Below are 15,016 nucleotides of genomic sequence, written 5' to 3' on the forward strand. Positions count from 1 at the left end.
CATCGACAACGCGAGGAGCACCTCCGTCATGTCCGTCAATGCTTCGTCCCCCGCTCCGTCCTCCGCCTCGTCCCGCCGGAATCTGTTGCGGGCTTCGGGTCTGGCCGGTCTGGTCATGGCCGGTTCGGCCGTGGCCGCCGGCTCCGCCCAGGCCGCACCCGCCCCCACCGGTGACGTGCTCCGTGTCGACACCGTCGCCGGACTCCGGGCGCTGAACACCAAGCCGCTCGACGACGGCACCCAGGTCCTGATCGCCGGATACCACACCCCCGGCGACGGCGGCTCCATGGCCGTGCGATGGGACAGGAAGTCCGAAGCCGCACACAACGGCGGCACCGTCATAGCCCCCGCGAAGACCGGCACCGGCCGCTGGCACCAGCTCCACACCGGAACCCTCGACTTCCGCACCTTCGGCCACTTCGACGCGAAGACCCCCGCCGACGCCGCACTCGACACGATGATCGCCGACAAGAGCGTCCACCGCATCGAAGCCCACACCGACCTCCTCTTCACCCAACGCCACCTCTGGAACCGCTCCAACATCGAACTCGACTTCGGCGGCCACCGCATACGCACCGAAGGCATCGAGAAGAACACCCACGACAACCCCTTCGGCGCCGTCCTCTCCTTCCGCGGCACCGTCACCGACACCACCGTCGAACACGCGCTCTCCGGGAAGGTCATCGAGCTCACCGACACCTTCCCGGTACCCGACGCCAAGGCGTTCGGGGTCGGCCAGTGGTGGGCCGTGCAGGTGGCCCCCGTCGCGGGCGGCGGTGGTGACGAACGCGAGCTGCAGAAGCTGGTCGAGATCACTGAGATCGTCGACGCCGGACACATCCGGATCGGCTACCTCAACGGCTGGGAACTCGCCGCGGGCCGCAAGCTCACCTGGACCCGTGTCGAACCGGTCCAGGGCACCCACATCCGCAACATGGTCTTCGAGGGCGCGGGGCCCGACGAGTACACCGGCTCCCACCCGGTCAGCTTCGAGTACGCCGTGGGCTGCGACGTCTCCGGGATCCACGCCACCGGCACCTTCTGGCCGGTCATCATGCGCCGCTGGTGCACCCGCTTCCGCACCGAGGACTGCTCCCTGAAGAACCCGCCCACCGTCGAGTACGGCGGCGCGGGCTACCTCACCCAGCAGATCTACTGCCTGTACGGGCGGGTCGCGGACTGCACGACCAGCAATGTCCGCCACCTCAACGACCTCACCGCCTCCGCCTACTGCACCGTCGTGAACTGCCACGGCGACGGCGACGACGCGGGCGGCAACCCCTTCACGACGCACGGGCAGTACGAGCACGATCTGCTCTTCGACGGCAACTCCGGGCTGATGGACATCGCCAACTCCGGGGCGCAGTGGGGGATTTCGGCGAAACGGATCACCGTCCGCAGACATGTCTGCTCCTGGTTCACCGCCAACACCAAGATCACCGATCTGACCCTGGAGGACATCACGGTGATCGCCCGCCCCACCTTCGACCAGGCCGGTACCCTCACCGTCAACGCCGACGGCGCACAGGTGCGCGGCTGCACTGCGAAGACCTTCGCCGTCGCCCAGCGGTCCGCCCGCTCCACCCGGCCGACCACCATCAGCGACTGCTCCTTCGAGCCGGCCGCCGGAGCCGTCCTCGTCCAGACCCCGGTCACCGCGCCCGTGCACTTCGTACGCTGCACGTTCACGGGCGTCGACGGCGCGATCCTGCGCGGGGCGGGGCCCGTCCACTTCACCGACTGCACGGTCACCGGCGCCGAGAACGCGGCCCCGCTCTCGGTCGGATCGGCGGAGCTCCGGATCGACGGCGGCAGATACGACAACACCGGCATCGAGCTCAGCGCCGTGCGCGACCAGCGGATCACCGTCACCGGCGGCGCCCGCCTCACCGGCAGCAACAAGGCCAAGGCGCTGCTCGGCCGGGCCGCCGGCGCCGGGAGACTCACCTGGGACATCGAGGGTCTCAGCAGCTCCACCACCGGCCAGGACACCGCCCATGTCCGCATCGCCGACGGAACCAACCACTACGCGGCGACCGGCAGCCGCTTCACCGGCGGCACGCTCCACCTCGCCCCGGACGCCCTGGACTCCCTCCTGCACACCACCTGCGTGGAGCACGGCACGAAGCGCACCGCCATGCCCGCGAACGGCGACAAGGTGCGCACGGACGGGAACCTGACCCTGTGACCGCCACGATCCGCACCGCCACCCCGGCCGACGACCCGGCGCTCGCCGCCCTGTGGCGGCGCTGCTTCGACGCACCGCAGATCACCGCCCTGCACGCCCTCGACCCGGACCGCCACCGGCACACCTTCGTCGCGCAGAACGCCGCCGGTGACGGGATCGACGCCGTCGTCGTCTACGTACCGAGGCTGATCCGCGACGCGCACGGCATCCCGCAACGGGTCGGTGGCATCGGCAGCGTCGCGACCCGTCCCGAGGCCCGCGGCCAGGGCCTGGTGCGGCGGCTGCTGGTGGCGGCGGAGCACACCATGACGGCCGAACGGTGCGCCTGGTCATTGCTGTTCACCGGGACGCCGGGCGTCTACCGGGGCTCGGGATGGCAGGAGTTCGGCAGTACGTACACCGAGGGGCGGCTCTCGCCCGCACCCGCCGCCGGGCGGTTCCGGATCCGTGCCGCCACCGCGCAGGACGCCGCGGAGCTGGCCGCGCTGCACCACGCGTACAACGCGGACCGGCCGCTCAGCTCGGTGCGGGCGGCGGAGGACTGGGCGGTGCGGGTGCCCGCCTGGTACGGCCCGGCGGAGCGGTGGCTGGTTGCGCAGGACCCGGCGTCGGGGGCGCTCGCCGGCATGCTCGTGGCCCAGCACGAGGGGGAGTACCTGGAGGTGCGGGAGTTCGCGGGCGCCGCCGAGTGCCTGGGCCAGTTGTACGCCGCCGCCGGCGAACGGGGCCGGGCGGCCGGACTGAGCCGGGCCCGGGTCCGGCTCCCCGACGGCCCCGGGGCCCGGGCCGCGCTGCCGGCCCTGCTGGCGGACGCCCGGCAGGTGACGGAGCACGTGGGCATGGCACGCCCGCTGCTCGCCACCGAGGAGTCGGTGCGGGCCACGGTCACGGCGCCCGGTGCGGTCCACTGGTACGGCGACTGCTTCTGAGGGCCGTCCCGCAATCCCTGGCGGGCGTGCGACGACAGCCGCTTCCGCGAGCTCTCGGCCGCGTTCGAGCAGGGCGCGGAGGGAGCCGCCGGCCCAGGGTCTTCCGTTTGGATCGGGCCGGATCGGGGAGCGGGGTCCGGTGCCGTGCGTCGCAAGGCGGAGGAGGGAGTCGACGCGGAGCGTCGGTGACTGACGACAACGCGGCGAGGTGCGGCACCGGGGCACGCGAGCCCGGCATGATCCAAACGGCCCTAGGCCCCCTGTCCGTCACCGGCGGCGCCCGCGTGGCGGTCCGCCGCGTCGAGTTGGTCCCGCAGGCCGAGCAGCTCCCAGCGCTGGAGTGCGAAGGGGGTGTTCCCCTCCCGCCACAGCCGGTCGTGGAACGCTTCGAGGTCGAAGCCACCCCGGCCCGCCGCCTCCGCGAGCAGCTCCAGGAGTTGCAGCTTTCCCGTCTGGTAGCTCAGCCCCTGCCCCGGGTTGCCGAGGAAGAACACCGCCTCGGCCCAGGCCGTCGCCTCGTCCATCGGCACCAGCCGGCACAGCAGGCCGACGGCCTCGTCGACGGTGAGTACGCCCAGGGCGAGGTCGAGGTCGATCTCGACCCGCAGGGCACGCAGGCGCATGGCGTTGACGATGAACTCGGTGCCGGTGGGGCTGGAGTCGCAGGCGCCCGAGATCAGCATCAACTCCTCGTTGTAGAAAGCGATCCCCTCGTTGGGAACGGAGTCGTAGAAGTTTCGGCGAGCCGGATTCGGGTGGTCCCACGAGAGGGCCAACTGCTGGGCGTGGACGCCCTCGTGGACGATCGCCGTCCGCGGATCGATCGCCGCGGCCCGTTCGAAGTACGGCAGTTCCGCGTCCGTGTCGGCGGGAACGTAACGCACCGCGTCCTCATGGGCGCGGGACGGTGAGGTGAGGTCGTCGGGGATGCCGAGCCAGGTGAGGGGGGCCAGGTACGGAGGGCAGACCGCGAAGCGGTAGTGGCGCAGCGACTCGGGCTGGCCCAGGAGTCCGCGCTCGCGGTAGAAGCGGCGCATCTCGTGCTCCTGGGTTCGCGCCAGATCGAGCTGCTCGGCCGCGCTGTGCTGCTTCTCGGTTCCGGCGTGGCCCCGCAGCCGCTGCCGCAGGACGGCCTCCGTCGCGACCGCCCGGGTCCACTCCTGCTTGGCCTGCTCACGCAGCCGGTCCGCGCCGTACGGCAGCAGCGACACGCGGTGCAGCAGGAACTCCATGGCCGCGCTCCCCGCCGCACCGTCGGCATGGAACCCCGCAAGTGCCGCGCGCAGCCAGTCCGCGAACTCTCCCACCGCCGTGGCGGCCCGCTCGGCGGCGGCGGGCAGTTCGGCCGCCTGCGCTGCCGGCAGGTACGGGACCAGTGCGCTCATCGCGTCGGTGAGCTGGGTGCCGGCGTCCTCGAGTTTGCGCAGGGCGGACACGGCGAACGGCTCGGCCGCGGTGTCCGCGAGGTTCTCCCGTGCCTGGCGCAGCACCTGCGGTACGTGGTGCAGCAGCCGGACGACGTCGTCCGCCCGGCTGGCCGTGAACGGAGTGGAGACCAGCAGCAGGTTGTAGACCGGGACCAGGCTCTGGTCGATGTAGAAGCAGGGGTTGCGCTGCCAGCCGCGCAGGAGTTCCAGCTCCCAGTGCACCCGGTCGAGCGCGCATCCCAGGAGGCGGAAGTCGACCTGTACGGAGACCGGTTCATCGGCGACGTCCAGGCGGCGGTGGCGCTCGTACCACTGCTCCATGCGCCGTCGGCGGGCCGCGACGGAGCCCGCCGACCAGTCGGGTGCCCAGCCGGGCGGGCGCTCCAGACGAGGCAGGTCGTCGCCGGAGTCGGGAGCGGTCGCCGCCCGCCAGTTCCAGAACTCCGCGGCCAGGAACTGGAGTTCGTCCGACGTTCGCGACATCACGAACGGCCGTAGAGGGCGGACGCGATGTCCTGCGGGCCGGAGATCTCGGTGAAGTGCTCCAGCGGCTGGTAGTCGGACGTGCTGTAGGCACCCGATCCGTGCACGACTATGTCCTTGCCGGTGCCGCCGATCAGGCCGCGGTCGACGGCGTTCATCACTCCGGTCAGGCCCATGACCAGTGACCACTCGCGCAGCGACGCGGGGTCCGCGGGCAGTGCGCAGCCGGTGCCGGCGAGCCGGTCCCGCAGCCCTTCGTAGCGCTGCCGGCACTCCTCGCCGGAGACCACGATGCCGTTGCCGCCGTACCGGCGGATCAGCTCGTTCATGGCGGGTGAGGTGACCGGGCGGTGGGTGTAGAAGGTCGGGTCGAGCACCTCGCCGGGGTCGGCGGTGACCTGCGGGAAGCGCGGGTCGGCGCACTGGTGGTACAGGCCGTCCCCGAGCTCGTACGCCGGCATGCCGTCGCGGCTGAAGTCGCCGTGCGCCAGGTTCAGCACCATGTCCGGGGTGCCCAGGTGCTGGACGAGCAGGCTCTCCGGCCGGGCGTCCTCGCCGGCCAGTCCGGCCCGTTCGAGGGCGGCGCGGCCCTCGTGGTAGCCGAGCAGGCCGAAGGCGCTGGACACGGCGTGCGCGTGGACCCGGCCGGCCCCGCCGTCCGGGAGGGCCTGCTGCTCGAAGAAGGCGCGTGCGGTGTCGGCGATCAGGTAGTTGGAGAGTTCCAGGGTGTACCAGAGGCGGGTGTTGAGGCGCTTGGACGCCTCGGTGGCGTACATGTCGATGAACTCACGGCCGACGGCCTTGACCTGCTCGGACTCCTGCCCGGTGTAGAGGAACATCGGGTTCAGCGCGCGCAGCGTCGGGTCCTGCGACAGCCGGCTGTCGCGCAGCTTCGACCGGCAGGCAGCCGGGGCGATGATCACCACGCGCAGCTGTTCCGGCGTGACCAGACCGGCATCGATGGCCCGCAGTACCGCGTCGCGCAGTGCGGTGCCCTTGTTGGCCGACGTCGGCGAGAAGATGGTGACGCTCTCGTCGTAGCGGCGGATGTACTCGACCGCGCGCGCCACCATGAGCAGGGACGGGAACGTCTTGGTGGTGCCCGTACCGGGGTTGCCGGTCAGGTCCATCAGGTGCAGGCGGTGCTCTCCGTAGCCGCCGAGCTCGCGCCACTCGACGGTGGCAGCGGCGAAGAAGCGCCGCAGGCCGTCGTCGAGCTCGGGCAGTCGGAAGCCCGGCTTGAACGCGGCGTCGTCGTCGCGCGCCGGGCCGATGTCGCTGGCGATCCCGGGGATCGTCCGTTCGACCTGGTCGTAGTAGTCGAGGATGAGGTTGGCCGACCGTGCGGATGAGGCCCCGTCGAAGCTGGTCACAGACATGGTGGCTCCTAGGTAGGTGGTTTACGGGACCCCTTGGGCGCGGTCGCGCAGGTGGTCCCGGAATGCGGCCAGGCAATGGGCGGCTTCCGCCAGGTCGGTGACGGGGAATCCGCCGGACAACTCGGAGGGCAGGTCACCAGGTGCGGTACGGGTGAAGTGGATACGGCCGTCCTCGATGACGACGCCGTCGTGGCGGGCGGCGTGCTCGTTGTACGCGACGGCCTCGGCGCGGCTCAGCTGTTCCGGAAGGTTCAGCTCGACGCGCGGGGTGGGGCCGTCGGCCGTGATCCGCACCGGGTAGCCGCCGGGCAGACCCAGCGGGCCGGGCAGGTTCGCCCGGACCTCGCGCCCGGCGAGCAGTTCGGTCAGCAGCCGGGCGGCGACGAATCCGGTGACGTGGTTGAGCTCCGCGCGCGAGGCCGCGCGCTGCCGGCCGAGCAGATCGCCGACCCCGGGCACGGGCTGTCCGTCGATCCAGGCCCGTACCTCCTCGACGCCGGGCGGCGGTGAGTGCAGGTGCAGGTGGTGGGCCAGGACCTGCAGCCGGTGCTGCTGTGGGAGGGAGAGGGCCGACTGGAGGCCGGTGGCGGTGAGTGCCACGTTGCCGATCCCGCACAGCGGGGCCACGCCGAGGCCGGCCAGGGCCGGGTTCACGGCGTCGGGGAAGCAGCCGTTGAGCAGCCATCCGGAGGGGTGGTGCTCGGCGAGTGCCCGGCCCGCCTCTCGGGCGAACACCGCCTGGAGCGGCAGGGTCAGCCCGAAGCCGGCCCGCTGGATCAGCGCGGTCCAGGCGGACGGGGCGTTGATCCGCTCCCAGGGGGACTGCCGGGAGGCCGCCACCAGAACGGCCGTGGGGCGGGCCTCGGCGAGGGCTTCGGCCAGGGCACCGGCGGCGGCCAGGTCGACGGTCACCGGCTGAAAGGTGACCGCGGGCGGGGCGTCGCTGGTGCCGATCGCGCGGGCGCCGCTGATCCAGCAGATCTCGGCGGTCTTCACCGGGTCGCGGCCCAGTACCAGGACTCGGACGGGCTGTGTGGCGGCGGCGAGCGCGTAACAGACCGCGCGGGCCAGGCCGCCGGTCCCGATGACGGCGATGATCGGCCCGTGCGGCGACGTCTCTCCGTGGGCGCGCATCAGGCGCTACATTCCAGCCGGAGCTGGTCCAGGTGCTTGAGACCGTCGAGGACCTCGGAGTTGGGCAGCCCGAAATCGATCAGGCAAGCCACTTCGTCCACCCCGGCCCCGCGTAGTCGTTCGACGATGCGCCGGGCCTTCGGCACGCTGCCGAGCAGGCCGCTCTCGTCGAAGTACCGTTCGAAGGCCCGCTCGACGAGGAAGTCGGTATCGGCCGCCCGGATGCCCGACGGGTCGAGCTTGAGGGCGGCGGCGCTTCGGGAGCCCACGAACAGGTCGAGGGACGAGCGCAGGTAGTCGGAGAGCGGGCCCCGGACCTTCTCCCGGATCGCGTCCTCGTCATTGCCGAGGAAGGTGTGCACCATCAGGGCCACGTGGCCGCGGCCGCCGCCGGTGGCCTCACGGAACGCGGAGCGGTACTCCTCGACCTTGACGCGCAGTTCGTCGGGATCCTGGCCCAGGAGATGCGTGAGCAGTCCCGCACCGATCCGCCCCGCGCGCCGGAAGGTGTCCACGTCTCCGCTGCTGGTGATCCAGACCGGAAGCTCCGGCTGGACGGGCGGCGGGAACACCTTCACCTCGGTGGGGTCGCCGGCCCCGTCGAGTACGTACAGCGGTTCGCCGCGCCACAGGCGGCGGACCTCCTCGGCGTACTCGAACATCAAGTCCTTGCGCCGCGGATAGTTGTCGGGCGTGAAGGCGAAGTCGATCGCGCTCCAGCCGGAGGCGAAGGAGACACCGACCCGGCCGCGGGAGAGGTTGTCGACCACCGACCAGTCCTCGGCGATGCGGGCGGGTTCATGGGTCGGGGCCACGACGCTGCCGGCCCGGATCCCGATCCGTTCGGTCATGGCGGCGACGGCCGCGCCCGTCACCGCCGGGTTCGGGTAGAGCCCGCCGAATTGATGGAAGTGACGTTCCGGTGTCCACACTGCCGAGAAGTCGTGTGTGTCGGCGAACCGGGCACCTTCACGGAGTAACTCGTAGCGGTCTTGTTCGCTTCCGGCGCTATCAGCTGAGAAATAGAAGAGGCTGAAGTCCATTAGGCCGTTCCTTGCGACTGTGCCGCTGCAGCGCGGATGTGGGACATTCTCCGTAACGGAGAAAGATCTTGGCGTAGTTCGTAGTGGCACGTCAAGGGTTTTCCGTAGGAGGTCCCAAATGGGTGAAAATGGATGAAGAAGGACGTACCGGTTGAAGTGGAAATGAAGGTTCCGTTCCGCTTACGTGGTGGGTGTGTGCCGGTGTGACAGGTCGATGCTTGACAGGGCTTCTGGCCCGAAGTAACACTGGCCCCACGTTTGTTTCAACTTCGTGAAAGCTTGAGTAACTGGGGGCGAGCTTGAGTGGGGATGGTCGCGTAGGTCGGGGGAGTCGCACCCGCTTAGGGTTTGATCCTCGGAATATTAGATCGGCTCTTTTACGGCATGCAGGCGTCGCGAAGGTGGCCATCGTGGAACGGCCGGACGACGGGGGAAATCAGAGCCTTGAAGTAACCGTGGTCCCAGCCGAACGCGCACTGCAATCCATGCGTAAATCCGCCCAGGAACGTCGTCTCGACGAATGGCGTATGATCTATGGTTCGGTCTATGAGGCCCAGCCGGATTCTCAGGAATTCGGCGAGAACTTCTCCGAATGGACCAGCAGTTACGATCGGCAACCCATAGCCCGCGCGGAGATGGAAGAGTGGCGCACCGGCACGGTCGACACCGTTCTGGGGATGCGGCCCCGCCGGATCCTGGAGATAGGCGCCGGCTCGGGGCTGATCCTCTCCCGGGTGGCCCCCCGGTGCGAGAGCTACTGGGCCACTGACCTCAGCCGCGACGCGGTGGACATCCTGGCCCGTGCTGTGGGGAGAAACCCGCAGCTCAGCGGCGTGGTCGAGGTGAGGAACCAGTCGGCGCACGACTTCACGGGCCTGCCATCCGGCTACTTCGACACCGTCATCCTCAATTCGGTCGTCCAGTACTTCCCCGACGCGGACTACCTCGCCGATGTGATCGAGGGCGCTCTCGCCGCCCTCGCCCCCGGCGGGTTCATCCTGCTGGGCGACATCAGGAACCGCCGCTTGCGGCGCAGCCTCTACGCCGCCGCCGAGCTTTACCGGTCGGATCCCGGAGCCACCGCCGCGAGTGTCGGGCGCTCCATCGAACAGCAGTTGCTGAAGGAACGCGAGCTTCTTCTCGACCCGGAGTTCTTCACCGGATTACCGGCACGGATCGAGGGCATCTCCCTGATCGATGTCCGGCTGCGCCGTGGAATCCATCACAATGAACTGACGCGCTATCGATACGATGTTTTGATCGGCCGCAACCCGGCCCGGACACTTCCGCTCGAAGATTCGGTCCGGCTGGGCTGGGGAGCCGAGATCGGTGAAATCGCCGCACTGGAAGATTTCCTCGCCGGGGAGAATCCCGCCGTACTGCGTCTGAACGGCATACCCAATACCCGGGTCAGGAACGAGTCCGGCGCGCTGCGGGCTCTCGAAGAGGGCGCACCCATGAGTTCTGTCATGGAAATACTGCGCGATATCGGTGTACCGGAATCCGGACTCGACCCGGAAGAATGTCATATGCTGGGGAAGCGCCTCGGATATGAGGTGCGGACAACCTGGTCGGCCGAAAATTCGGACGGGGACTTCGATGCAGCCTTCGCGCTGCCTTCCCGAATTCCGGCGGACACGCATTTTTCCCTGAGTCCCGCCGCTGTCGATTCCGGGCCGTCTCCCGAGCGGAGCGTCGCTGCCCTCGACAGCGAGAGCACCGCCGTATTCGCGGCATCGCTCCAGGCATATCTGGCCAAGATGTTCGAGAACATCCCGCTTCCCCAGACCACATTTGTGATAACGGAGGAACTTGCTGATGACCGGGGCTGATCACCGAGTGGTCGTGAACCACGAGCAGCAGTACAGCATCTGGCCCGTCGGCCGGGAACTCGCACCGGGCTGGTCCGACGAGGGCACGCACGGCACCAAGGACGAGTGCCTCGCCCACATCGGCGAGACCTGGACCGACCTTCGCCCGCTGAGCCTGATCAGGCAGATGGGCGAGTGACGCCGGCCGGTGCCGGACGACCTGACATCAGTGGGCTTTCAGGAGTGGGAGCACGGCTTTGGCATCAGTGACGGACTTCGGATTTCGGTCGAGCAGTTTCAAGAAGGCGTTGGCGGAGGTCTCGTTCGCCTACGAGCAGGTTCCCTTCTTCGCCGGACACCTGGATGAGTCGGGCATCCGGCTGGCGGATGTTCGGACAGCGGACGACTTTCGCCGGATTCCGACCACGCAGAAGATCGATTACCGGCGGAACTTCCCCCAGGGCGTACTCGCCCGCGGCAAGACCCTCAGGGACCCGCTGACCTTGAAGAGCCAGAGCTCCGGTACTGGCGGTGAACGACTGACCACGATTACCCATACGTATGCGCTGGCCGAGCGCATGCGGGCAACGCTCTCCGCCAATAAGGAGCTGGGCGAGGCCCTGGCGCGCTGCCGCTCGCACCGCCCGATCCGCTACGCGGCACCGAACTGCTCGGATGTCGAATGTGCGACCCCTTTCACCACGATCCAGGACCGCACGCTGCCGGACGGGACGCTGGTCCTGCCGGTGTCGCACGATGTGCTCGCCACCCCGGACCAGCTGGTGCAGCAGGCCATCGACGAGATCGAGGAGTTCGATCCGCACTGGTTCTACGCGGACGCGACCCACCTGGCCTTCCTGGTACGTCAGTTGAAGGACCGTGGGCTCAAGCCGCCGCAGGTCTCGGCCGTCGCCCTGACCTACACCCTGGTCACCGGTGTCGCGCGCCGCCAGCTCCAGGAGTTCTTCGGTGCGGACATGCCGATGGCGGAGATCGTGTCGATGACCGAACTCGGCTGGGTGGCGATCGAGTGCCCGGCCGGGCGCATGCACGTCAACAACCGTGCGTTCTTCGCCGAGTTCCTGGTGGGCGACCGGCCGGCCGGGCCGGGCGAGCGCGCCGAGCTCGTCGCCACCAGTCTCGGCGACCGGATCTCCCCGCACCTGCGCTACCGCACCGGCGACATCTACTCACTCGGCGAAGAGCCCTGCGTCTGCGGCAGCGACCTGCCGCAGGCCACGCACGAGGGACGCCGGACCTCCATGATCAAGGTGGTCAAGGACGGCGCCTCGGCCCTGATCAGCCCACGGGACGTGGACCGCGCCGTCGGCGCCGACCTGCCGATCGACGTGTACCAGCTGCGTCAGCCGGCGAACGGCGCGATGGAGCTCCGGTACATCCCGAGTGCCGGGGCACGCGTCGACGAGAAGGCGCTGCGCGACCGCCTCCTGGACACGCTGGGCACGGCGACGTCCCTCGCGATCGAGTCCGTGCCGTACATTCCGGCGGCCCGCACGGGCAAATTCGCCTCCTGCGTCTCAGAGGCCACTCAGCCGGGTTCCAACGGGGGAGAACAATGAGCATCGAGCCCACGCTTGCCGAGCGATGTCGTGACGACTTCCCGCTTCTTCGGCAGACCATCGACGGCCGGCGGATCGTCTACCTGGACAGCGCCGCCACCAGCTTGACGCCCCGCCAGGTGACGGACGAGATGGTCCGCTACTACCACGAGGTCGGCGCGAACATCCACCGCGGCAAGCACTTCCTCTCCGAGCAGGCCTCGGACGACTTCGAGGCCGCCCGGACCCGGACCGCCCAGTTCACCGGCTTCCTCAGCAGCGAGGTCGTCTTCACCGCCAACACCACCGCGTCCATCAACACGGTGGCCTCGGGCCTCGGGCTGACTCGCGACGACATCGTTCTCGTCCCGTTCGACGCCCACCACTCGGCCCTGCTTCCCTGGCGGCGCGTGGCCGATGTCCGCTCCATACCCGTCGACGGGTCAGGGGCCGTCGACCTCGACCAGTACGCCGAACTCCTGCGGGCCCGCCCCGCCGTCGTCGTACTCACCCACTGCTCGAACGTCTCCGGTGTCTACGCCCCCGTCGCCGAGATGGCGGCGATGGCCAAGGAGGCCGGCGCGCTCACCGTCGTCGACGCGGCGCAGTCCGCCGGGCACCGCCGGGTCGGCGGCGAGAACATCGACTTCCTGGCCTTCTCCGCGCACAAGATGCTCGGCCCGACCGGCATCGGCGTGCTCTGCGGACGTCACGAGCACCTCCAGCGGCTGCGCCCGACCGCCCTGGGCGGAGGAGTCGTCGACTGGGTGGACGCCGAGAGCCACACGATCCGCAAGGTCCCGCACTCCCTGGAAGCCGGCACCCCGGCCATCGCCGAGGCGTACGGGCTGCACGCCGCCATCGACTATCTGAGCGGCATCGGCTTCGATGAACTCGCCCGGCACGACGCCGAACTCGCCGATGCCATGCTGGGCGAGACGCTCAAACGTCCCCACCTGCGCATACTCGGCCCGAGCGAGCCGGCCGACCGCGCCGCGATCCTGAGCTTCGCCATCGACGGCGTCCACAACCTCAAGGAGATCGCGAAGATCCTCAGCGACTCCTACGGGGTGCTGTGCCGGACCGGCCACCTGTGTGCCCAGCCCTTCGTCGACCGGTTCACCGACGACGAGGTACTGCGGGTCTCCGGATATCTCTACAACGACAGGGATGACATCGACGTGCTGTTCGCCGCCCTGGACGACGTCCTCGACTACGTGCGGGGGCAGCGATGAGCGGATCCGTCCTGGACCTGATACGCAGGACGATCGCCGAGTCCCCCGGGGACACGGCGATCGAGGGCCCGGCAGGCACCCTCGACTACGGCGAGTTCGGCCGCCGGGCCGAGGCACTCGCCGCCCGGCTCCGCGCCCGCGGCGTCGTCACCGGAGCACCGGTCGGCGTTCTGGCGAGCCCCTCGCAGGAAGGCGTCATCGCGCTCGTCGCCGTCGCGATGGCCGGAGCCGCCTACGTACCCCTGTGCCCCTCGCTGCCCGGCGACCGACTGCGGGCCATGGTCGAGGACTCCGGCGCGCGGCTGGTGGTGCACACCGGGGCCGCCGCCCCTCTCGCCACGCTCGGCGTACCTGCCATGCCCGTGCTCGATGCCTCCGCGCACGACACCCCGCACCCCCCGGTTCCCGTTCCGGCCGAATCCCCGGTCTCGGTGATCTACACCTCGGGCTCCACCGGCCGGCCCAAGGGCGTCCTGATCCCTCACCGGGCCCTGGCCAACCGCATCGCCTGGGGCCGGCGGGTCTACCCGCTCGGCGCCGGAGACCGCGTCCTGCACCACACCCGCTACATCTACGACTTCTCCGCGTGGGAGGTCTTCGCCACCCTCGCCCACGGCGCCACCCTGGTCGCGCCGGAGCCGGCCAACTACCCGGACTTCCACGAGCTGGCCGAATCGATCAAGCGGTTGCGGATCACCCACGCGCACTTCGTGCCGTCCGTGCTCGCCGGGGTCGTCGGCCGTGAGGCCTTCGCCGGCTGCGACACGCTCCGTGTCCTCTTCTCCGGCGGCGAGACCCTCACGAACGACTTGGCACGGCGGTTCCGTTCGCTCTCGGACGCCACCCTCTACAACCAGTACGGCCCCACCGAGACCTGCGTGGACTCGACGTTCCACCGTTACGAGGCGGACGATGCCGCCGGCCCCGTACCCATCGGCACGGCGATCGACGACACCCGGCTGTACGTGCTCGACGAAGAGCTCGCCGTGGTGCCGGACGGCACCGAGGGGGAGCTCTTCATCTCCGGTCCTGGCGTGGCGACCGGATACCTCGGACGGCCCGGCCTCACCGCCGAGCGGTTCCTGCCCGATCCGTATCGCGGCGTGCCGGGCGCGCGCATGTACCGCACCGGCGACCTCGTCGTACGGCGCGGCGACGGAGCCCTGGAGTTCCGCGGCCGTGCGGACCTCCAGGTGAACCTGCGCGGCATCCGGGTCGAACTCGAAGAGGTCGAGAGCGTCCTGGCCCTGGACGACGACGTCGTCGCCGCGGTCGCCGCGGTCGTCGGGGACGACAGCCCGGCGCTGGTCGCGATGGTCTTCCCGGCACAGGGCGCGGTGGTCGACCCGGCCAAGGTGCGCGGGGCCGCCCAGCGCAGGCTGCCCGCGGCCCTCGTGCCGGACCAGGTCTTCCTGGGCGAGCGCCCGCCGCTCCTGCCCAGCGGCAAGACCGACCGGGCCGCCGTCCGCGAGCTCGTCCTCCGGGAACGCGGAGCCAAGGGCTCCCGGCGCGAGGAACCCGCCACGGTGCAGGACGGCGTCGAACCGTTCATCACGGGGCTCTGGCGCAGCTGTCTGGACATCGACGAGTTCGGTCCGGACGAGAGCTTCTTCGAGCTCGGCGGGCACTCGCTGCTCGCCGTCGAGATGGTCAGCGCGGTCGGCGAGCACCTGGGCATCGAGGTGTCCCTGGGCGAGTTCTTCGAGGAGCCGACCGTCAGGACCGTCGTGGCCCTGGCGACTGCGGCGCTGGGGGAAGAGACGGCGGACTGAGCCCCGTCCGTCCCGTCCGTCCCCGCCCTGGCGGCCCGTTCCCGAAGAACGGGCCG

The 15,016-nt window shown here is 69.9% G+C and carries 11 protein-coding genes; 7 read left to right on the forward strand and 4 right to left on the reverse strand.

What is annotated here, in order from left to right:
• Positions 1 to 28: 28 nt before the first annotated feature.
• Entirely contained in the window at positions 29 to 2,188 is a 2,160-nt protein-coding gene (locus OHA19_RS32985) for a peptidase C14 (protein WP_405752533.1), read from the forward strand.
• Positions 2,185 to 3,117, forward strand: coding sequence for a GNAT family N-acetyltransferase (locus OHA19_RS32990; RefSeq protein WP_405752535.1), 933 nt, complete (start codon positions 2,185 to 2,187; stop codon positions 3,115 to 3,117). The genes OHA19_RS32985 and OHA19_RS32990 overlap by 4 nt, the downstream gene beginning before the upstream one ends.
• A 251-nt stretch (positions 3,118 to 3,368) precedes the next feature.
• Here OHA19_RS32990 and OHA19_RS32995 read toward each other — a convergent pair whose 3' ends face one another.
• Genes OHA19_RS32995 through OHA19_RS33010 form a run of 4 tightly spaced genes read right to left on the reverse strand, consistent with a single transcriptional unit; the run spans position 3,369 to position 8,583 of the window.
• Entirely contained in the window at positions 3,369 to 5,027 is a 1,659-nt protein-coding gene (locus OHA19_RS32995) for a DUF885 family protein (protein ID WP_405752538.1), read from the reverse strand.
• Positions 5,027 to 6,406 (reverse strand): DUF6002 family protein, encoded by a 1,380-nt coding sequence (locus OHA19_RS33000; RefSeq protein WP_405710669.1) that lies wholly within the window; start codon positions 6,404 to 6,406, stop codon positions 5,027 to 5,029. Before OHA19_RS33000 ends, OHA19_RS32995 begins: the two co-directional genes overlap by 1 nt.
• Before the next feature lie 21 nt (positions 6,407 to 6,427).
• Complete coding sequence (locus OHA19_RS33005; RefSeq protein WP_405710667.1) at positions 6,428 to 7,540, reverse strand: hypothetical protein; 1,113 nt, start codon at positions 7,538 to 7,540, stop codon at positions 6,428 to 6,430.
• On the reverse strand, positions 7,540 to 8,583 hold the full coding sequence (locus tag OHA19_RS33010) for a MupA/Atu3671 family FMN-dependent luciferase-like monooxygenase (protein WP_405710665.1): 1,044 nt from the start codon (positions 8,581 to 8,583) through the stop codon (positions 7,540 to 7,542). The genes OHA19_RS33005 and OHA19_RS33010 overlap by 1 nt, the downstream gene beginning before the upstream one ends.
• 410 nt (positions 8,584 to 8,993) lie before the next feature.
• Here OHA19_RS33010 and OHA19_RS33015 point away from each other — a divergent pair, with 410 nt between their 5' ends.
• From OHA19_RS33015 to OHA19_RS33035, 5 genes are read left to right on the forward strand one after another with little or no spacing between them, the layout of a single operon-like run.
• Entirely contained in the window at positions 8,994 to 10,415 is a 1,422-nt protein-coding gene (locus OHA19_RS33015; protein ID WP_405752540.1) for a class I SAM-dependent methyltransferase, read from the forward strand.
• The gene (locus tag OHA19_RS33020; RefSeq protein WP_405710661.1) at positions 10,402 to 10,593 is read left to right on the forward strand and encodes an MbtH family protein; all 192 of its coding nucleotides are present in this window, start codon (positions 10,402 to 10,404) and stop codon (positions 10,591 to 10,593) included. Before OHA19_RS33015 ends, OHA19_RS33020 begins: the two co-directional genes overlap by 14 nt.
• A 58-nt stretch (positions 10,594 to 10,651) precedes the next feature.
• Positions 10,652 to 11,974: a phenylacetate--CoA ligase family protein gene (locus OHA19_RS33025; RefSeq protein ID WP_405752542.1), complete on the forward strand. Its 1,323-nt coding sequence runs from the start codon at positions 10,652 to 10,654 to the stop codon at positions 11,972 to 11,974.
• On the forward strand, positions 11,971 to 13,188 hold the full coding sequence (locus tag OHA19_RS33030) for an aminotransferase class V-fold PLP-dependent enzyme (RefSeq protein WP_405710657.1): 1,218 nt from the start codon (positions 11,971 to 11,973) through the stop codon (positions 13,186 to 13,188). The genes OHA19_RS33025 and OHA19_RS33030 overlap by 4 nt, the downstream gene beginning before the upstream one ends.
• A complete protein-coding gene (locus OHA19_RS33035; RefSeq protein ID WP_405710655.1) occupies positions 13,185 to 14,960 on the forward strand; it encodes a non-ribosomal peptide synthetase in 1,776 nt (591 codons plus the stop codon). The genes OHA19_RS33030 and OHA19_RS33035 overlap by 4 nt, the downstream gene beginning before the upstream one ends.
• Positions 14,961 to 15,016: the final 56 nt, after the last annotated feature.

This window comes from Streptomyces sp. NBC_00012, assembly GCF_045040875.1.
In the GTDB taxonomy this organism is placed as follows: domain Bacteria; phylum Actinomycetota; class Actinomycetes; order Streptomycetales; family Streptomycetaceae; genus Streptomyces.